Origin of the sequence: Pseudomonas sp. 58 R 12, from assembly GCF_900005865.1 — a bacterium.
Classification (GTDB): domain Bacteria; phylum Pseudomonadota; class Gammaproteobacteria; order Pseudomonadales; family Pseudomonadaceae; genus Aquipseudomonas; species Aquipseudomonas tritici.
The window spans coordinates 356,975-373,883 of the sequence record NZ_CVTP01000028.1 but is presented as its reverse complement, the minus strand read 5'-3'; the positions used below and the strand labels follow the sequence as shown (position 1 = coordinate 373,883).

20 protein-coding genes are annotated in these 16,909 nt (G+C 63.7%); 8 read left to right on the top strand and 12 right to left on the bottom strand.

Annotated features, from left to right (window positions below; genetic code table 11):
• The first annotated feature begins 304 nt into the window (after positions 1-304).
• Entirely contained in the window at positions 305-1,156 is an 852-nt protein-coding gene (locus BFP95_RS26090; protein WP_065910902.1) for a GNAT family N-acetyltransferase, read from the top strand.
• A 22-nt stretch (positions 1,157-1,178) separates the two neighbouring features.
• Positions 1,179-1,892, top strand: coding sequence for a cupin domain-containing protein (locus tag BFP95_RS26085; protein ID WP_065874023.1), 714 nt, complete (start codon positions 1,179-1,181; stop codon positions 1,890-1,892).
• 20 nt (positions 1,893-1,912) lie between these two features.
• Here the strand turns inward: BFP95_RS26085 and BFP95_RS26080 are convergent, their stop codons facing one another.
• Positions 1,913-2,797: a LysR family transcriptional regulator gene (locus BFP95_RS26080; protein WP_065874024.1), complete on the bottom strand. Its 885-nt coding sequence runs from the start codon at positions 2,795-2,797 to the stop codon at positions 1,913-1,915.
• Positions 2,798-2,891: 94 nt separating this feature from the next.
• On the opposite strand from BFP95_RS26080, the gene BFP95_RS26075 reads away from it, so the two are divergent.
• The 5 genes from BFP95_RS26075 to BFP95_RS26055 all read left to right on the top strand — a co-directional run bounded on the left by BFP95_RS26075 (position 2,892) and on the right by BFP95_RS26055 (position 8,044).
• Positions 2,892-4,028, top strand: coding sequence for a DSD1 family PLP-dependent enzyme (locus BFP95_RS26075; RefSeq protein ID WP_065874025.1), 1,137 nt, complete (start codon positions 2,892-2,894; stop codon positions 4,026-4,028).
• Positions 4,018-4,422, top strand: coding sequence for a RidA family protein (locus BFP95_RS26070; RefSeq protein ID WP_065874026.1), 405 nt, complete (start codon positions 4,018-4,020; stop codon positions 4,420-4,422). Before BFP95_RS26075 ends, BFP95_RS26070 begins: the two co-directional genes overlap by 11 nt.
• Positions 4,419-5,600 (top strand): NAD(P)/FAD-dependent oxidoreductase, encoded by a 1,182-nt coding sequence (locus BFP95_RS26065; protein WP_065874027.1) that lies wholly within the window; start codon positions 4,419-4,421, stop codon positions 5,598-5,600. The genes BFP95_RS26070 and BFP95_RS26065 overlap by 4 nt, the downstream gene beginning before the upstream one ends.
• A complete protein-coding gene (locus BFP95_RS26060; RefSeq protein ID WP_065874028.1) occupies positions 5,597-6,427 on the top strand; it encodes a GNAT family N-acetyltransferase in 831 nt (276 codons plus the stop codon). Before BFP95_RS26065 ends, BFP95_RS26060 begins: the two co-directional genes overlap by 4 nt.
• Before the next feature lie 156 nt (positions 6,428-6,583).
• A complete protein-coding gene (locus tag BFP95_RS26055; protein WP_065874029.1) occupies positions 6,584-8,044 on the top strand; it encodes an aldehyde dehydrogenase family protein in 1,461 nt (486 codons plus the stop codon).
• 110 nt (positions 8,045-8,154) lie between these two features.
• On the opposite strand, the gene BFP95_RS26050 is transcribed toward BFP95_RS26055, so the two are convergent.
• Positions 8,155-8,928 (bottom strand): OmpA family protein, encoded by a 774-nt coding sequence (locus tag BFP95_RS26050; protein WP_065874030.1) that lies wholly within the window; start codon positions 8,926-8,928, stop codon positions 8,155-8,157.
• A gap of 10 nt (positions 8,929-8,938) precedes the next feature.
• A complete protein-coding gene (locus BFP95_RS26045) occupies positions 8,939-9,331 on the bottom strand; it encodes a DUF4398 domain-containing protein (RefSeq protein WP_065874031.1) in 393 nt (130 codons plus the stop codon).
• Between the two features lie 224 nt (positions 9,332-9,555).
• Here BFP95_RS26045 and BFP95_RS26040 point away from each other — a divergent pair, with 224 nt between their 5' ends.
• Complete coding sequence (locus BFP95_RS26040) at positions 9,556-9,933, top strand: c-type cytochrome (RefSeq protein WP_139113221.1); 378 nt, start codon at positions 9,556-9,558, stop codon at positions 9,931-9,933.
• Between the two features lie 25 nt (positions 9,934-9,958).
• Here the strand turns inward: BFP95_RS26040 and gspD are convergent, their stop codons facing one another.
• The 9 genes from gspD to gspG are packed head-to-tail and all read right to left on the bottom strand — an operon-like array spanning position 9,959 to position 16,904.
• Positions 9,959-12,181: a type II secretion system secretin GspD gene (gene gspD, locus BFP95_RS26035; RefSeq protein WP_065874033.1), complete on the bottom strand. Its 2,223-nt coding sequence runs from the start codon at positions 12,179-12,181 to the stop codon at positions 9,959-9,961.
• Positions 12,178-12,702, bottom strand: a complete 525-nt coding sequence (locus tag BFP95_RS26030; RefSeq protein ID WP_065874034.1) for a general secretion pathway protein GspN — start codon at positions 12,700-12,702, stop codon at positions 12,178-12,180. Before BFP95_RS26030 ends, gspD begins: the two co-directional genes overlap by 4 nt.
• Complete coding sequence (gspM, locus tag BFP95_RS26025) at positions 12,699-13,310, bottom strand: type II secretion system protein GspM (RefSeq protein ID WP_065874035.1); 612 nt, start codon at positions 13,308-13,310, stop codon at positions 12,699-12,701. Before gspM ends, BFP95_RS26030 begins: the two co-directional genes overlap by 4 nt.
• Entirely contained in the window at positions 13,285-14,328 is a 1,044-nt protein-coding gene (locus tag BFP95_RS26020; protein WP_065910901.1) for a type II secretion system protein GspL, read from the bottom strand. Before BFP95_RS26020 ends, gspM begins: the two co-directional genes overlap by 26 nt.
• Positions 14,325-15,050, bottom strand: a complete 726-nt coding sequence (locus tag BFP95_RS26015; RefSeq protein WP_065880898.1) for a type II secretion system protein GspK — start codon at positions 15,048-15,050, stop codon at positions 14,325-14,327. The genes BFP95_RS26020 and BFP95_RS26015 overlap by 4 nt, the downstream gene beginning before the upstream one ends.
• Positions 15,047-15,676: a prepilin-type N-terminal cleavage/methylation domain-containing protein gene (locus tag BFP95_RS26010; RefSeq protein ID WP_065874038.1), complete on the bottom strand. Its 630-nt coding sequence runs from the start codon at positions 15,674-15,676 to the stop codon at positions 15,047-15,049. Before BFP95_RS26010 ends, BFP95_RS26015 begins: the two co-directional genes overlap by 4 nt.
• Positions 15,673-16,041 carry a type II secretion system protein gene (locus tag BFP95_RS26005; RefSeq protein WP_065890681.1) on the bottom strand — a complete coding sequence of 123 codons (369 nt, stop codon included), beginning with the start codon at positions 16,039-16,041 and terminating at the stop codon, positions 15,673-15,675. Before BFP95_RS26005 ends, BFP95_RS26010 begins: the two co-directional genes overlap by 4 nt.
• On the bottom strand, positions 16,038-16,469 hold the full coding sequence (locus BFP95_RS26000; RefSeq protein WP_065890680.1) for a type II secretion system protein: 432 nt from the start codon (positions 16,467-16,469) through the stop codon (positions 16,038-16,040). The genes BFP95_RS26005 and BFP95_RS26000 overlap by 4 nt, the downstream gene beginning before the upstream one ends.
• A gap of 9 nt (positions 16,470-16,478) precedes the next feature.
• Entirely contained in the window at positions 16,479-16,904 is a 426-nt protein-coding gene (gspG, locus tag BFP95_RS25995) for a type II secretion system major pseudopilin GspG (RefSeq protein ID WP_024076412.1), read from the bottom strand.
• Between the last annotated feature and the right edge of the window lie 5 nt (positions 16,905-16,909).

Below are 16,909 nucleotides of genomic sequence, written 5' to 3'. Positions count from 1 at the left end.
ACCTGTAGTGAGCGGCTTGCCTCGCGCGGGTGGCGAAGCCGCCCCAATAAGGACACCACCGAGTATCAGGATAAATCCAGGTCGCCTGGTTTGGGGCGGCGTCGCCACCCAGCGCGGGGCAAGCCCGCTCACTACAGGAAGCATTTGCTGCTGCGCACCTGCACCAATTAAGTAGCAACTGTGGTCCCGCCTTGAACAGCTCGGGGAATCTACCGAATGTGCCCGCCCCTCTTGCCAGCCTCCAGGACAGGTGGGATACAAGCACCCTCGCCGTGCTAAAAACCACGTTCCCTGGAGGCTCGCCATGTCCACCCTGCCACACCCCGCTTATACCTACCGCCCGATGACAGTGGCCGACCTCCCCGCCGCCCATGCCTTGTCAGTGCAACTCAAATGGCCCCACCGCCTGGAAGACTGGGCGATGTTGCAACGGGTCAGCGACGGCTTCGTGGTGATGGACGGCGAACGCCTGATCGGCAGCGCTTTCACCTGCCCCCAAGGCGATTACGCGACCATCGGCCTGGTAATCGTCAGCAATGACTATCAAGGCCAAGGCATCGGCCGTCGTTTGATGGAAAAGGCCCTCGCCGCCTGCGATTCACGCACGCCCCTGCTCAACGCCACCCTCGCCGGCGCGCCGCTGTATGCCAGCCAGGGCTTCGTCGAGTTCGGCCGGGTCCAGCAGCATCAAGGCCAGGCGTTGGTGCCCGACCTTGTGGCCTTGGCACCCGGCGAAAGCTGCCGTGCGCTGGGCGCCGATGACCACGCCACGCTGCTGGCCCTGGCCAAGGCCGCCAGCGGCCTGGACCGCCGCGAAGTGCTGCGCGACCTGCAGGTCGAGCACGCCGTGGGCATCGAGCGCGACGGCCAGTTACGCGGCTTCGCCCTGCTGCGCCCGTTTGGCCGTGGCCGCTGCATCGGCCCGGTGGTCGCCGAGAACCTCAACCAGGCCAAGCACCTGATCGCGGCGTTATTGGCGCAGGTCCCCGACACCTTTGTGCGCATCGACATCCCCGTAGTCTGCGGCCTCAGCGACTGGCTCGAGAGCGCCGACCTGAAAAACATCGACACCGTCGCACAGATGGCCCTGGGCACGCCGCCCCAGGCCAGCCAAGGCGTATACCCGTTTGCCCTGATCACCCAGGCGATCGGCTGACTTTCCTCCCGGAGCACTCCACATGTCATCTCCCCAAATCCTGCTGTTGGCTCGCGCCGACGGCAGTAGCGTTGCCACGTCTTTCAACAACGCAGCGTTGAGCGCACTTGACCCCTTCGGCGACAGCCGCCAACTCGCCTGGCGGGGCGACGACGGTGTGTCCGCAGGCCGGGTGCAGTTCAGCGGTGAAGCCGTGATCGAAGACTTCCCCCATAGCGAGACGCTGGTGGTGCACGCCGGCCAAGTGGTACTCAGCAGCGCAGGACAAACACTGAAACTGGGTGTCGGCGCCAGTGCCGTGATCGGCCGTGGCACCCACCTCACCGTACAGGCGAGTGCCAACAGTGAATGGGCGTTTTGCGCCCTCGACCTGTCCGACGCCCCTGCCTGCCCCGGCCTGACCTTCCTCGACCCGTACACCCTGCTCAACCCCTCGGCCGCCCCGGAACCTGCGATCCTGATCGGCCCCACGCCGCAGTGCCGCGCACTCAACCTGTTCGACGACGCGGCCACCGAGTTGCGCATCGGCGTCTGGGACTCGACGCCTTACGCCCGCCACGGCCGCCCGCACAAACTGCACGAGTTGATGCACCTGCTCGAGGGCAGTGTCACGCTGCAGGACGACAAAAGTATCGACGTGACCGTCAACACCGGCGACACCGTATTCGTCGCCAAAGGCGCCCCCTGCGCCTGGACCAGCACGGTTTATGTACGCAAGGTGTATGCGGTGAAATAACAATGATCAGCGCGAGCTGATCACACCTTCAATGCCTCTTCCAGAAACGCCACCAACGCCTGCACGCGCGGGCTGCGAAGCTTGCGCGACGGCACCAGCAGGTTGACCGGCGCGCTGTCAAAACGCCAATCGGCCAATACCCGTACCAGGCTGCCGCTGGCGATGGCGTCACTCACGTCCCACTGCGAACGCAGCACCAACCCCAGCCCTTGCTCGGCCCAGCGCCGGGCGACGCTGCCATCGTTGCTCAACAAGACGGGCTCGATGCGCAGCGTCTTGCGCCCCTGGCCCTTGCGCAGATGCCACAGCGTGACGTCTTCATCGTTTTCACGAATGCAAATGCAGCGATGCGCCGTGAGCTCGTCCGGTGTCGACGGCACGCCCTGCGCTTGCAGATAAGCCGGGCTCGCGCATAGCCAGCGTTCGTTCGGCGACAGTTGCCGCGCCGTCCACAGGCTGTCATTGAGGTGGCCGATGTGAATCACTGCGTCGCTGTCATGCCGATCAGGCCAGGGGGTCTCACGCAAATCCAAGTGCAGGCAAAGCTGCGGATGCAGGCGTATGAAGCGCGCCAGCAACGGCGCGAGTCGCTGTCGACCAAAGCCAAACGGCGCCGCCAGCCGCAACGTGCCCACCAGCCTCTCGTCCTTTTGCCTGAACGACTCTGGGAGCGCCTCAAGCTGTTCCAGCAGCAGCGCGCTTTCACGCGAAAACCGCTCGCCATCGGCGGTAAGGCTGAGACGCCGCGCATCGCGATTGGCCAGGGTCAGCCCCAGCAGCGTCTCCAACTTACGCAGGCGCATGGAGAGCGCTGGCGGCGAGACATTCAGCGCCCTGGCCGCTGCACTCAGCGACTCCGACCGTGCAAGCGTCACGGCGAGGCGCAGGTCTTCGATGGAGATCATTCACTTTTACTTAATGATTGATGAGCCTGGATTGAACCACACCTTAAGGTTGCCTGAGTAGAGTGTTGCCGTACCCAGCCATCCGAGACCCGTCATGCCCACGCCGATTGCCTCTCTCGACACGCCAGCAGCGCTCATTGATGTCCCGCGAATGCAGCGCAATATCCAGCGTATGCAGCAACGCATGGACAGCCTCGGCGTGCGGTTGCGCCCCCACATCAAAACCAGCAAGTGCCTGCCTGTGATCGAGGCGCAGCTCGCTGCGGGGGCCAGCGGCGTCACGGTGTCCACGTTGAAAGAAGCGGAGCATTGCTTCACCCAAGGCCTGCGCAATGTGTTCTACGCCGTTGCCATCGCACCGGGCAAGTTACCCCAGGCGTTGGCACTGCGGCGCAAAGGCTGCGACCTGAGCGTGCTCACCGACAGCGTCCAGGGTGCCCAGGCCATCGTCGCGTTTGCACAGCAGCACGCTGAACATTTTGACGTGTGGATTGAAATTGACTGCGACGGCCATCGCTCCGGCCTGGCCGCTGAAGACCCTGCGCTTATAGACGTCGCGTCCATCCTCAGCAGTGGCGGTATGCGCCTGCGTGGTGTGATGACCCACGCCGGTTCCAGTTATGAGCTGGACACCCTGGAAGCCCTGCAAACGCTGGCCGAACAGGAACGCGCCCTCTGCGTCCGCGCCGCCGAGCGCATCCGCGCAGCCGGGTTGGCGTGCCCGGAAGTCAGCATCGGTTCCACGCCCACTGCGCTCTCGGCGCTCAACCTCGACGGCGTCACCGAAGTGCGCGCAGGCGTCTATGTGTTCTTCGACCTGGTCATGCACAACATTGGCGTATGCCGGGCGGACGAATTGGCGTTGAGCGTGCTGACCACGGTGATCGGCCATCAGCCGGACAAAGGCTGGATCATCACGGACGCCGGCTGGATGGCCATGAGCCGTGACCGCGGCACGCAGCGTCAGCGCCAGGACTTTGGCTATGGCCAAGTGTGTACCGAAGCGGGCGACTGGATCGACGGGGCGCTGGTCACGGGCGCCAACCAGGAACATGGCATCATCACCCTGGGCGCCGCCAACAGTGACGCGCTTGCCGCGCGCTTCCCTATCGGCAGTCGCCTGCGCATCCTGCCCAACCATGCCTGCGCCACCGGCGCGCAGTTCCCGGACTATCACGCCCTCGACGCCGACGGCGCGGTGCATACATGGAGTCGCTTGCATGGCTGGTAATCCAGAGGTGATTCATACCGCAGACGCGGCAGCGCCGGGCGGGCACTATTCGCAGGCGGTGGTCCACGCCGGCGTGATGTACGTGTCCGGGCAATTGCCGGTACGCGCCAATGGCGAGCACAGCGCCGATCAACCGTTTGAGATTCAGGCGTCGATTGCCCTCGACAACCTGATAGCGATCCTCAGGGAAGCCAGGCTGAGCCCCCGCGACCTGCTCAAAGTGACGGTGTATGTGGTCGGGATAGAACATTGGCCGGCGTTTGACCGCATTTATGCACACTATTTGGGCGAGCACCGGCCAGCCCGCGCCGTGGTACCGGTCCCGATGTTGCACCATGGTTACCTGATCGAAATCGAAGCCGTGGCCCGAGGCGCACAAGAGGAGCCTTCATGAACGCGCAAAAAAGTGATGTCTTGATCATTGGCGGCGGCATCATGGGCGCCTCATCGGCGTTTTTCCTGAGCCGGCGCGGCCGTGCGGTGACGCTGCTGGAGCGCGATCAGATTGGTCAATACGCCAGCGGCGTCAACTTCGGCAACGTCCGTCGCCAGGGGCGCTACCTGGGGCAGCTTGAATTGGCCAACCGTTCCTGGGCGCTGTGGAAGCGCCTGCCGGAACTGATCGACGATGACCTCGAATTCATCCCCAGTGGGCACATGCGCGTGTGTTACCGCGAAGACGAAATCGCCGAGTTGGAGGCCTATGCCGCCGCGCCGGAAGCGGTGCAACTGGACTTGAAAATCTATCGCGGCGCCGAGCTGCATCAACGCTTCGGCTTCCTTGGCCCGGAGGTCAAGGGCGGTTCCTACGCGCCCCACGACGGTCACGCCAACCCACGCCTGGCCGCCCCGGCGTTTGCCCGTGCGGCGCGTCGCCTAGGGGCGCGAATCGAGGAAAGAACCGAAGTGGCCGACGTGCAGAAGGTCAACGGCCTGTTCCACGTCACCACCACCGATGGGCAGTTGTTCGCCGCCGAGCAATTGCTGATTACCGCCGGCGCCTGGGCAGCCCGGTTGTCCGAGCAATTCGGTGAGCCGGTGCCGCTGGAACCCAACGGCCCGCAGATGTCCGTCACTGAACCAGTGCCCTACGCCTTACCGACCGTGATTGGCGTGTTCACCAAAATCAAGGAAGAGGTGATCTACTTCCGGCAGATCCCACGTGGCAACATCATCATCGGGGGTGGTAACCGTTGCGCCCCGGATATGGTCAACCGACGGGCGTTTTTCAAGCCGGAAAGTTTGCTTAACCAAATGCGGCAGATGCGCCGACTTTTGCCAGGCGCCGAGAATCTCAACATCATCCGCGTGTGGAGCGGCATCGAGAGCTACACACCGGACTCGCTGCCGGTGATGGGCCCAAGCGGCATGGTGGACGGGCTGTTTTATGCGTTTGGTTTCTGCGGCCATGGCTTCCAGCTCGGCCCCGGCGTCGGCGATGTCATGGCCGAATTGATCAGCACCGGCAGTACCAGCACCTTGATCAGTCCCTTCGATATCCGCCGGTTCACGCAGCCATCGCTTACAGCGCAGCTGTCCACAAGCCTTCTCAGCACAGGAAAACTCATATGACCCACGCCTATGCGTACCGCACGGCTACCGCGGCAGACATGCCCGCCGCCCACGCGCTCTCGGTGCACCTTAAATGGCCGCACCGCGAGGAAGACTGGGCCATGGTGCAGCGCACGTCGGAAGGCTTTGTCGCCGAGCATGCGGGGCAGTTGGTGGGCGTAGCGTTCGCTTGCCACCAGGGGGCCTATTCCTCCATCGGCCTGGTGATCGTGAGCGATCAACATCAAGGCAAAGGCATCGGCCGCCAGTTGATGCAGCGGTGCCTGGACGCCGCGGCGCCGCGCACGCCGATCCTCAATGCCACCGAGTCAGGCGCGCCGCTGTATGCAAGCATGGGGTTCGTTGACTTCGCGCGTATTCAGCAACACCAAGGGGTCCCGCAAACGCCGGCGCCCTTTGCAAAATGTCGTGCGTTAAACCTGGCCGATTACCCTCAGGTGATTGAATTGGCCAATGCCGGCAGTGGACTGGACCGTACCGCAGTCCTCAACGATCTGCTGCCAACGGCCGAGCACGTCGTCGGCATCGATATAGACGGGCACCTGACGGGTTGCGCCCTGCTCCGTCGCTTTGGTCGCGGCCATATCATTGGTCCGGTGGTCGCGCAGGACCTGGACCAGGCCCGACAGTTGATCAGCCACCTGCTGCAGTTGATTCCTGGTGCGTTTGTGCGCTTCGACATTCTCAGCGAGTGCGGGTTGGCCGACTGGTTGGAAAGCCTGGGGCTGCCGTGCGTTGATCGGGCGCCGCGGATGGTACTGGGCGTGCCGCCGCAATCGCGCGACGGGATCCAACAGTTTGCGCTGGTGACTCAAGCGATCGGCTAGGGCTCAGCATGATGCAAGGCCAGCCCGCCGGATACGGCAGATTATTCCTTGCAGGCTTGAACAACGGCATCTTTTGCCTGGGCCGTTTTGGTAGCGTATCCAGACGCCCGGCCCCGCTGCTCGCAGCGCTTATCACCGCTCCAAGGAGCTCGTTGGATGACCACACACTCTTCGAATAACGACCGCGTTGATCTGCCAACGTCTCAGCAGTTTTATATCAACGGCCGTTGGACGCCCCCTGCCGTCCCGGCCAGTTTGCCGGTGGTCAACCCGGCCACTGAAGAGGTGGTAGCCGAGGTAGCGCGCGGCTCGGCCGAGGATGTCGACCGTGCGGTCGCGGCGGCGCGTGCAGCGTTCCCCGCGTGGTCGGCGCGCTCCGTCGAGTCGCGCGCGCAAATCCTCGGAAAAGTCCATGAATTGATCCTTGAGCGCAAAGAAGCGCTGGCGCAGGCGCTTTCTCTGGAGATGGGCGCTGCCATCAGTTTTGCGCGGGCCATGCAGGTGCCGCTGGCGGCCGAGCACGTTCGCGTCGCACGTGACCTGCTGGCCAGCTACCGCTTTCGGACGGTGGAAGACGGCACGGCGATCGAACGCGAACCTATCGGGGTGTGCGGTCTCATCACGCCGTGGAATTGGCCGCTGTATCAAATCACCGCAAAAGTCGCCCCGGCCATCGCCGCCGGGTGCACCGTGGTCTTGAAACCCAGCGAACTGTCCCCCCTGAGCGCCCTGCTCTTTGCACAACTATTGCACGACGCCGGCTTGCCGCCCGGTGTGTTCAACCTGGTCAACGGCAGCGGTCCCGACGTGGGTGCAGCCATCGCGGCCCACCCCGATATCGACATGATTTCAATCACCGGCTCAAACCGCGCCGGCGCACTGGTTGCACAAGCCGCCGCGCCTACAGTGAAACGGGTCACACAGGAATTGGGCGGCAAGTCGCCGAACCTGCTATTGCCCGATGCAGATTTCGCCAAGGCTGTGCCGCTGGGCGTGATGTCAGCGTTTCGCAATGTCGGGCAATCGTGCAGCGCACCGACCCGAATGATTGTGCCCAGAAACCGCCTGGCGGAGGTCGAGGCACTGGCCGCGCAGACTGCCAATGCACTCATCGTGGGTGACCCGCAATTGGAAGAGACGCAACTGGGCCCCATCGCCAACCGCGCACAATTCGATCGCGTGCAAGCAATGATCGCCGCTGGCCTCGACGAGGGTGCAAAACTGCTGTGCGGTGGGCCAGGGCGCGTGCGGGGTTTTGCAAAGGGCTTCTATACCCGACCGACTGTGTTCTCTGAAGTGGCCACTGCCATGCGCATTGCTCAAGAGGAAATATTCGGCCCGGTGCTCTGCATCATTGCGTATGACACAGTCGATGAAGCAGTCGCTATCGCCAACGACACGGTTTACGGGCTGGGTGCCCATGTTCAGGGGCAAGACCTTGAGCTTGCGCGTGCCGTCGCCTCGCGCATTCGCGCCGGGCAAGTGCACCTGAACTACCCGGCCTGGAACCCCATGGCGCCCTTCGGCGGTTACAAGCGCTCGGGAAATGGGCGCGAGTACGGTCTCTATGGTTTTGAGGAATACCTGGAAACCAAAGCCATCGTTGGCTTCGGCTGATACACGTTACCGACTGGCAAGCGTGAAGTCCGGGAGCGGCAGTGCCGCTCCCGGTTCATGGGCATGCCGCGCCGGGGCGCGACAACTGCCACATCGAACAACCCGCCCGCTTAGCGACGAGCGCTGACCGCCGACGCATCGTTGGACACAATCACTTCCACACGGCGATTCAACTGGCGTGACGGCGCGCTGAGGTTATCGGCGACCGGGAACTGCTTGCCGTAGCCCATCACTGCAATACGTTCAGCCCCGACGCCGAGGCGTTGCAGGCCACGGGCAACCGCTTGGGCACGGCGCTCGGACAAGCTCTGGTTGTAAGCATCGCCACCGGTGCTGTCGGTAAAACCTTCAACGCGTACCTGGCGCTCCGGGTTCTGCAACAGGAAGTTCGCCAGCCCCTGGAAATCCCGTTGGCTGCCCGGCTTCAACTCAGCCTTGCCGGTATCGAACAGCACATCGCCAAAGGTGACGACCTGGCCACGCTCGGTAGGCTGCGCTTTCATCGCCTGCAAGGCTTTGAGTTGCGCAGTGCGGACGTCGAGCTGCACCTGGGTACGGTCGACCGCGATGTTGTCGAGTTGAGCATCGGTTTTGCGACCGACGATGGTCTGCTCAGCCAGGGCGATTTTCTGCGTCGCGAGGTACGCGAGCTGATCGATCTGCGGGTCAGTACGGCTGTGCAGTGACAACTGGTTGGCGCGGTCCAGTGCGTTGGAGGCGATGCGCGTTTCAACCGCCGCCAGGGTGTTGGACTCAGGCTTTTGCTGCAGGCTGGAGAACTGGCTGCGCGCTTGCAGAAGTTGCGGGTTTTCCGGTGGCGTAGCGCAGCCGGCCAAGGCCAGGCCCAGGGCCGAAAGAACAGGAATGACGAGAGTGGCACGCATGGCAAGATCCTCAGTGGGTAGTCGCGGGGGCGTTGAGCATTTCCTGCTTGAGCACCTGGATGCCCTCCCGCGCTTGCTTCAAGACTTGTTGTTTACGCACCGCAGTGGCCTTGGCTTCGGCCAGGCCGGCATCGGCTTCGATCTGATCGGCCAAGGCGTCGACCTGGATGTAATTTTTTTCGCCAAGGGCTTGCTCCATGCGTGCCAGTTTGTCCTGGGCAGTTTTCATCTCCAGCGGGGCGAACTGGGTCGCTTGCGCCGCCAAGGCGCGCCCAACCGAATCACGCGCCAGGGAGATTTTTGCCGCAGGCGGCTGCGGCGTAGCACAGCCTGCCAATGCACCGGCGACGATCACGGCCCAGGCCGAGCGGCGCAGGCGTTTGCTCACACTGGTCATCTTCATGTGTTGACTCCTAAGCATGTTCTTATGGCTGCAGGACCGATGGAGCGGCCCTTGCCGTCTCGCTTGCGATCAAGCGAGCGCGCCATCCTAGGAGGAAAAATATCGACTAGAAGAATGAAAAATCCCGCCTATCTGTAGGATTTTTCTCATAAAAATAACAACAGGCAGGTGTACTATTTGTTCAATGAGTTGTTCGCCATTCGACACAACAAGGCCATATGGAAATGAAAATAGTGTTCATCGCTTCGCTCGGCATTTTATCGCTGGCACACACATCCCTGGCCTTCGCAGATAACACCAACGGACGAAATCTCTATGTGCAGCGCTGTGCGATGTGCCACGGAGCGGATATCAAAGGTACTGGGCCACTGGCGAATAAAAGCAACCCGCCTACACCCGACCTGACAACAGCCGCTTTCAAAAAGCGACTGCATGATTATCCGGGCGTGATCGTCTCTTCGATCATACTTCGCCCCAATGGAGACTTGATCCCCAGAACGTTGCGAGAGAACGGCGTAAAGCTACCGCCGTTCACTTGGAGGGTTAACGATTTCCGCGATTTGAATCAATACATGGGCGAAGTGATTGCCAAGAGTCGATGATTTTCAGTCAATTGATCACGTTCCTTCAGTTAGCCGGCTTCAACAACTGCATCTGCTGCCGATAATCATCCGTCACCTGCCGCGCCTGGCTGCTACTGGTGATGACCCGCGGAGTAATAAGCACAATCAACTCGGTCCGATCCTTGGACTTACTGGTATTCCCAAACAACCACCGCAACCCCGGAATCTTCCCCAGATACGGCACCGCACTCACCGACTCCGCATTGTCCTGCTTGATCAACCCCCCCAGCAGCACCGTCTGCCCACTCTGCACGGCCACCTGAGTCGACACCGACCGCGTGGAAATACGCGGATTAGTCTGCGTGTCATTACTCGACGACGCCTGATCCTGCGCATCACTGACCTGCTGCTGAATATCCATGTACACCAGGCCACCCGGATTGATCCGCGGCACGACGTCGAGGATCACCCCGGTCTGCACATATTCAACGCTGCTCAAGGTGGTGTCGGAGGTGCCGGTGTTGACCGTGGTCTGGCTGATGGGAATGTTGTCGCCCACCTGAATCTGCGCCGGCTGGTTGTTCATCACCACCAGCGACGGCGCCGACAGCACTTGGGTGCGGCCGTTGGTTTCGAGGGCGTGCAAGGCGACTTGCAGGTTGGAGCTGACAAAGGAGTAGAACAACGAGTCCGCTGCCCCCAGGCCCGCGCCGCCACCGCCAAGGGCGCCCTGGCTGCCGGCGGTGTTGCCCACAGTGGTGCTGGTGGAATTGCCGGCCAGGCGGCCCAGGTACCACTGCACGCCAAGGTCCAGTTCGCCGGTAAGCTTGACTTCGAGGATGCGCGTCTCGATCTGCACTTGCAGCGGCGGGTTGTCCAGACGTTTGATCGCCGATTCAATCTCTTTCCACTGCACCGGGCGCGTGCGTACCAGCAGTTGGTTACTGCTTTTCTGCGCGGTGATGCGGGTGCCGGCGTCGAGGCTTTTGGCCGGAGCGTCTTCGCCCATGCCCTGCTCGGCGCTGTCCTGCTCGGCTTCCGGCTCCTGATCCTCGTCATCAGCGGCGGGCTGGCTGTTATTCAGGTTGTTACTCAGGCCACCAGGCGTGCTGCCGGACGTGCTGTTGGTGCCCGGCGAAGACAGGGTCGCCGTGCGCAAACCGGGGGCAACCTTGGCCGGCGTGTCATCCTTGATCGCGCCCGTGCCGTAGATCTGTCGCAGGTACTTGGCGAGGTCGGTGGCCTTCATATTGCGCACATCGTAGACGTACATCTGCGGCTCGTTGCCGCCGCCTTCATCGATGGTGTGAATCCAGTCACCCACTTCACTGAGGTACTGCGGCTGTGACGAGATCGCGACCACCGAGTTGGTCCGCTCGATCGGCAGGAACCGCACCATGCCCGCCAGGGGCATGCCGCTGTCGGGCCCGAACATTTTCTGCAGCTCGGGCATCAGCTCGGCCACCGACGCACGTTGCAGGCCGAACACGCCCACCGACATGCCCTTGAGCCAGTCCACATCAAAGGTGTCGATGGTGTCCTGGTAGTTGGCCAGCTCCTCCGGGGTGCCGGCCAGGCTCAGCACATTGCGCGCCGGGTCGACCAACAAGAATGCATTTTCGCGGGCGAACGGCTTGAGCAGTTTCTGCATCTCGGTGGCCGAGATATAGCGCAGCGGAAACAGCCGCGCCGACAGGCCGCTGGACGGCTGCGACACGCGCATCTCTGGCACCAGCTTGCCCGCCACCGCCTGGTTGGCGGGCAGGATCACGTAGCGGTTGCCTTGCTTGATCATCGCGTTGTCGGTCCACGACAACAGGGTTTCCAGAATCGACAAGGCCTGTTGCTTGTTCACCGGTTTGGAGGTGGAAAAGCTGACGTTGCCTTTCACACCCTGGGCGATGCTGTAGTTTTCGTGCAGCAGGTCGCCCATCACGCTGTTGATCACCGCTTCGATCGGCTGGTCGGCGAAGTTGAACACGATGTCACCGCTGCCCTCCTCCTTCCTTGCCGGCGCTGCTGCCGGCGCGCGCACGAACTGCTGATTGCCACGAATCAACTGGCGTTGAGGGGGCGTCTTCGCCTGGGGTTGGCCGCTGTCGACCGGGGCCTGTTCGCTGGCCGGGTCCACTGGCGGGCGTTGCGAACCAGTGCCTTGCATCGCCTCGTGCAACAGGGCTTCGTCCGGGTCGAGGTGCTCAGGAAATGTCCCGCAGCCACCGAGGGAAACGGCGGTAGCCAGGCAAAACACGGTGGTGCGCAAAGCGCCGGGGAAGGTATCGATCAAGGGGCGGACTCGTGAGGAAGGGTAATCGGGGGTGTCGTGGACGGCGCGGGCAAACGCGGCGCGCGCAGGCTCAGGGTCTGCGTGCGGCCGTCAAGCACAAAGCGCGCTTCGCGGGGTGTCAGTTGTTCCAGGCGCCAGCCGTTGGGCAGGGTCTGGTCCTGGTGGACTTTCAGCGGCGGGCCGTCGCTGCGTTTGAGCAGTGCAACGCGCAGGTTGCCCTCTAGGACGATGCCGGTCAGGGTCAGGCTCGACAGGCTGGAGACGGCCGCCTGGCCGACCGCGCGATCAGGGCTGCGGTCGGGGCTGAACAAGGGGGCTTGCCAGGTGCCGGCGAGACTCTCCAGGGTCGCACTCGGGGCCACCAGCGCGTTGGCCGAGGTGTTGGCGCGCGCATCAGGGTCAGGCGGCGGCAACCACTGCGGCGCATCGCCAATGCTGCTGAGGATGCCGACCATCAACAGGCCCAGCAGCGCGGACATACCGAGCAACAGCCATTCCAGAGGACGCAATGCAGGGATCATTGGCGCACCTGCTGTGCGGCGGCCGGCTGCAGGTAGCCGCGCACCAGCAAATGCACGATCAGCTGGCCGGCACCGCCACTGGCAGGTGCGTTGGGCGGGCGGCGGATACTCATCTCATCGACAAACAGGAACGGCCGCTGGTACTCCAGTTCATGCAGGATCGCGGTCAAGGGTTCGATGGCGCAGTTGAGGGTCAGGCTGACTTTGACCTGGCGATACGGCTCGGCGTCATCCTGCTCCGGGGTGATGGGCATGCGTTGGGTCAGGCTGCAGCCGCCACCGAGGCCGGCGCGGCTGTTGATCAGGTCGGCGATGCGCTGCATCAGGTCGGCCGCGACGGCGCTGGGGTCATCGCCGGGCAACAGGCTGGTGCTGCTGGCCGGGTCCTGCCGTGCGAGCTCAAGCTGTTGGCGCAGGCTGGCGCCCTGGCGCAACACGCCGGCGTAGCGTTGTTGTTGCTCACGTAGCTGCTCGGCCTGCTCGCCCATGTCGCGCAAGGGACCGGCGAACCAGCTGTCGATCAACAGCCAATAACCGAGGCCGAGCACCAGGGCCAGGCCGATCAGGGCGGCGCCACGGCGTTCACGGGGTGTCAGTGGTCGGCGCATCGGCGGCCTCCTGGTGCAGGTGGGCGCGCAAGGAAAACTGATCCTTGCCGGTTTGCGCATCGGGTTGAATCACCCCTTCGAACTGGGCGTTTTCCAGGCTGTGGCAGTTCTTGATCCGTGTGATCAAGGCGCTGGCCTTGGCGCTTTGCCCGGAGAAGGACACGTCGGCGCCGTCGTTGACCTCCAACTGGTCGATCCAGGTGTCGGATGGCAGGCAAGCGGTCAGCTCGTTGAGCAGCGCCGACAACGGCGGTTGGGCTGCCTTGCGGCGGATCAGGTACTGTGCCGCGCCACGTGTAGTGAGCAGTTGCTGGCGCAGGGCCTGGACCTCGGCAACCTGGGCTTTCTGCTCGCGCACGCTGTGCTGCATGGCCTCCAGCACGCGCTGGCGGTCGTTGAGCCACAGCAGCATCGCGGCAATCAGCAAGGCACCGCACAGCCACGGCAGGCTGCGCTGCAAGCCCTTGCCCTGTGGGCGCTGGCGCGGGCGCAAGGGGGCCGGCAGCAAGTCGATGCCCATGGGCGTGCCTGTGCCTGCGTCCACATCCACCGCGTGGGGGTGCAATCCGAGGGCCGCACACTCATTGAGAATCGGGTCCAGGCGCTCACGCAGGATCGCCACCAGCGTGACGTGCACGTGCGTGGGTGTACGGCGTTCCTGGCGCGCGACGAAGTACAGTTGGGCGGCGTCGAACGGGGTATAGCGGTCCAGCTCATAACCGACCACCGTCGCCAGGTTGCGCGCTGCCGCCGGGGGCAATTGCAGGGTTTGCACCAGCACCGCATCGGGTGCGAGCAGCAACACCTGGCGTGCTTCGCCAGCGGGTTTTGCCACGGGTGCGGTCAACGGCCAGCGATAGCAGTGCTCGGGAATGTCCTGCAGCGACAGCCACGCCGGCAGGCAGCCACGCAGTTCCTTGAGCCACAGGCGCCAGCCCAGTTGCAGCAGGCTGCCGCGCCAGCGTTGGGTGATGGGCTCCGTCAGCCATTGAAGCCGTGCGGTTAAGTGATCGTTCATTCTTGCCAACGTAGGACTCGATAAGGTTGTGCGCTGCCTTGCGCGGGGCTCAATAACACCGTGGCTTGCAATCGGGCGTGGTAACCGCCGGGCCGTTGCGCGCGGCTGCTGACCACCAGCACTTCGCCGGGGTCGGCTCCTACCGCGCTCTGGTGCGGCAGGTTCAGCGCGCGGCGCATCAAAGCACTGGCGAACGCCGGATCAGGCCGATCCAGGCCGCTCCACAGGCTGATCTCGGGCACCAGTGCGCTGTACAGCGCCTGGGTCATGCCCGGCAGTTGCCGCAGTTCTTCGACTACCCGAAACGGCGCCAGGCCTTGGTTGCGCCGCACGTCCAAGTCCCTGGCGAGCTGGTTGGCCTGGGTTTGGGTGGCACCGCAGGCCAGGGCCAGGCGGGCGAAGTCGGCGACCTCGGCGCTGTTCAAGTACAACTTGCCGCGCTCGCTGTGCAGGCTCACGTGCAGCTGTGCATCGTCAAACACCAGCGGGATTTCTCGCCCGTCGGCCACCCACTGCTTACGTTGCATCGGGTCGGCCAGCCCTTGCATCGCAAGCGCCACGCCTGCCTCGGCGGCCAACACGGCCTGGGTGTGCTGGCGGTGCCAGGCGGCCTGGCGCGTTTCCAGTTGCACCCAGCCGGCCAGGCCGCCCAGCAACAGGCTGAGCAACGCCAGCACCCACAGCACCAGCAACAGGGCCACGCCACGCTGATGCCTGATCATTCCGGTGCCCCGCCCGACAGGTTCAAGCGCAACGCAACCACTTGGGTCACCCAGGGCACCGGTCCATTCACACGGGCCGCGATGCGCACCGCATACGGCAAGCGCTTGGTCCACGGCCACTCGCTGATCCAGCCGGTGGCCTGGCCCTTGGGCGACAGGCCGCGGTAGCTGAATTGCAGGTCCTCGACCCCCTTCAACAACACCTGCGGCTCACTGCGCGAGGCCGGCACGCTGACCTGCGCCGCAGACTCAAACTGCGCGAACGCCACCTGCAAATCGCGCTGCGCCTCGGCGCCGGCCAACTGCAAGGTGAAGCGCTGGATCCCGCCACCGAGCACGCCGGGCAAGGTCGCGACAAACTGCATGCGCTGCGGGCCACCGGCGAAAAACCCATCGGTCTGGCTGTCGTCCTCGGTGACGTCCAAGGGCAGCGCCTCGCTGATGGAGGTACGCAAAAACTGCTGCGCGGCGCGCATTTCATCCAGGCTGACCGTGTAGCGCTGCGCCTTGAGCACCGCACGATTGGCCCCCAGCAACGCGCCGCCGACCAGCACCAGCAAGACGCCCAGCAAGCTCAGCACGATCATGATCTCGAGCAAGGTGAAGCCCTGCTGACGCGGCTTCACAGGCCTGCCTTGTCGCTGGCTGCGCGCAGTTTCAAGGTACTGAAACTGGCGTTGCGCGGGCCTTCACTGACGCTGAGGTCGAGGCGAAACAGCTGTGGCTGGCCGATACGGGTGGGCTGCTGGGCAATGCGCAATTGCCAGGCGACGCCGTCCAGATCGCCGTGGCGCACACCATTGGCCAGCGGCCCCGCCGCTTCCTGGTCCAGCACGCTGACGGCGGCGTGGGTAAGCCGGTCGCTATGGGCAACCTGCAACAGCGACCGCGCGCTCTGGCCGAACGCAACCAGCAGCACGCTGCTGCAGATCGCCATGAGCGTCAGCGCGGCGAGCATCTCCAGCAACGTGAAACCGCCCTGGTGCTTCATGGCAGCGCCTTGGACTGCACGCTGCCGGTCAGCCAGCCGATATCGATGCGCCAACGCCGGCTGCCATTGGTCAGCAGCAGGTTGCCGCCGGTGGAACTGCCATCGGGGTAGAACTCGATCGCGGCGCCTGCGTGCTCAGCGGTGTGCAGGGTCACTTGCAGGTCGGCCGGCCAGTGTTTCAACGGTCGACCCGGCGCCTGGAAGCTCAACGCGTGCAGGTCGAACAGGGTTTGTTCTGTACTGCCGCTGACAATCGCCCGCGCCCGCGTGGCCCGCAAGGCCTCGACCATCTGCCCCACGGCCTGGCGCTCTTTCGCCGCACGCAGGCCTTGTTGCAGGCCAAACCCCACCAACCCGGCCGCGATGCTGATCAAAACGATCACCACCAGCATTTCCAGGAGGGTAAAGCCGCGTTGGGGGCTGATCATGTTAGCGGGTTATTCCCAGTTGCCCAGGTCGGCGCTGTAGCCTTCGCCGCCGGGTTGGCCGTCCTGACCGTAGAAGATCAGGTCAAAGGCGCCGTGTTCACCGGGGAAGCGGTAGCCGAAGGCATGGCCGAACGGGTCTTTGAGGTCTGATGGCTTGGCGTACGGCCCGGCCCAGCCGGCGCTGTTGCCGGGTTTGTCGACCAATTGCTGCAGGGTCTTGGGCGGCGAACCGACGTCCAGGCCATAGCTTTCGATCTTCATGCTCAGGCTGGCGAGTTGCGCCTTGCCCGCGCCGTATTTGCCCTTGTCCACATTGCCGCCGACCTGGCGCACCACGATGGTCGCGACGATGCCCAGCAGCACGATCACCGCGAGCATTTCCAGCAAGGTAAAACCGCCCTGGCGGCGGGCGGGTTTGAATCGGGTATGGCGCATAGGTG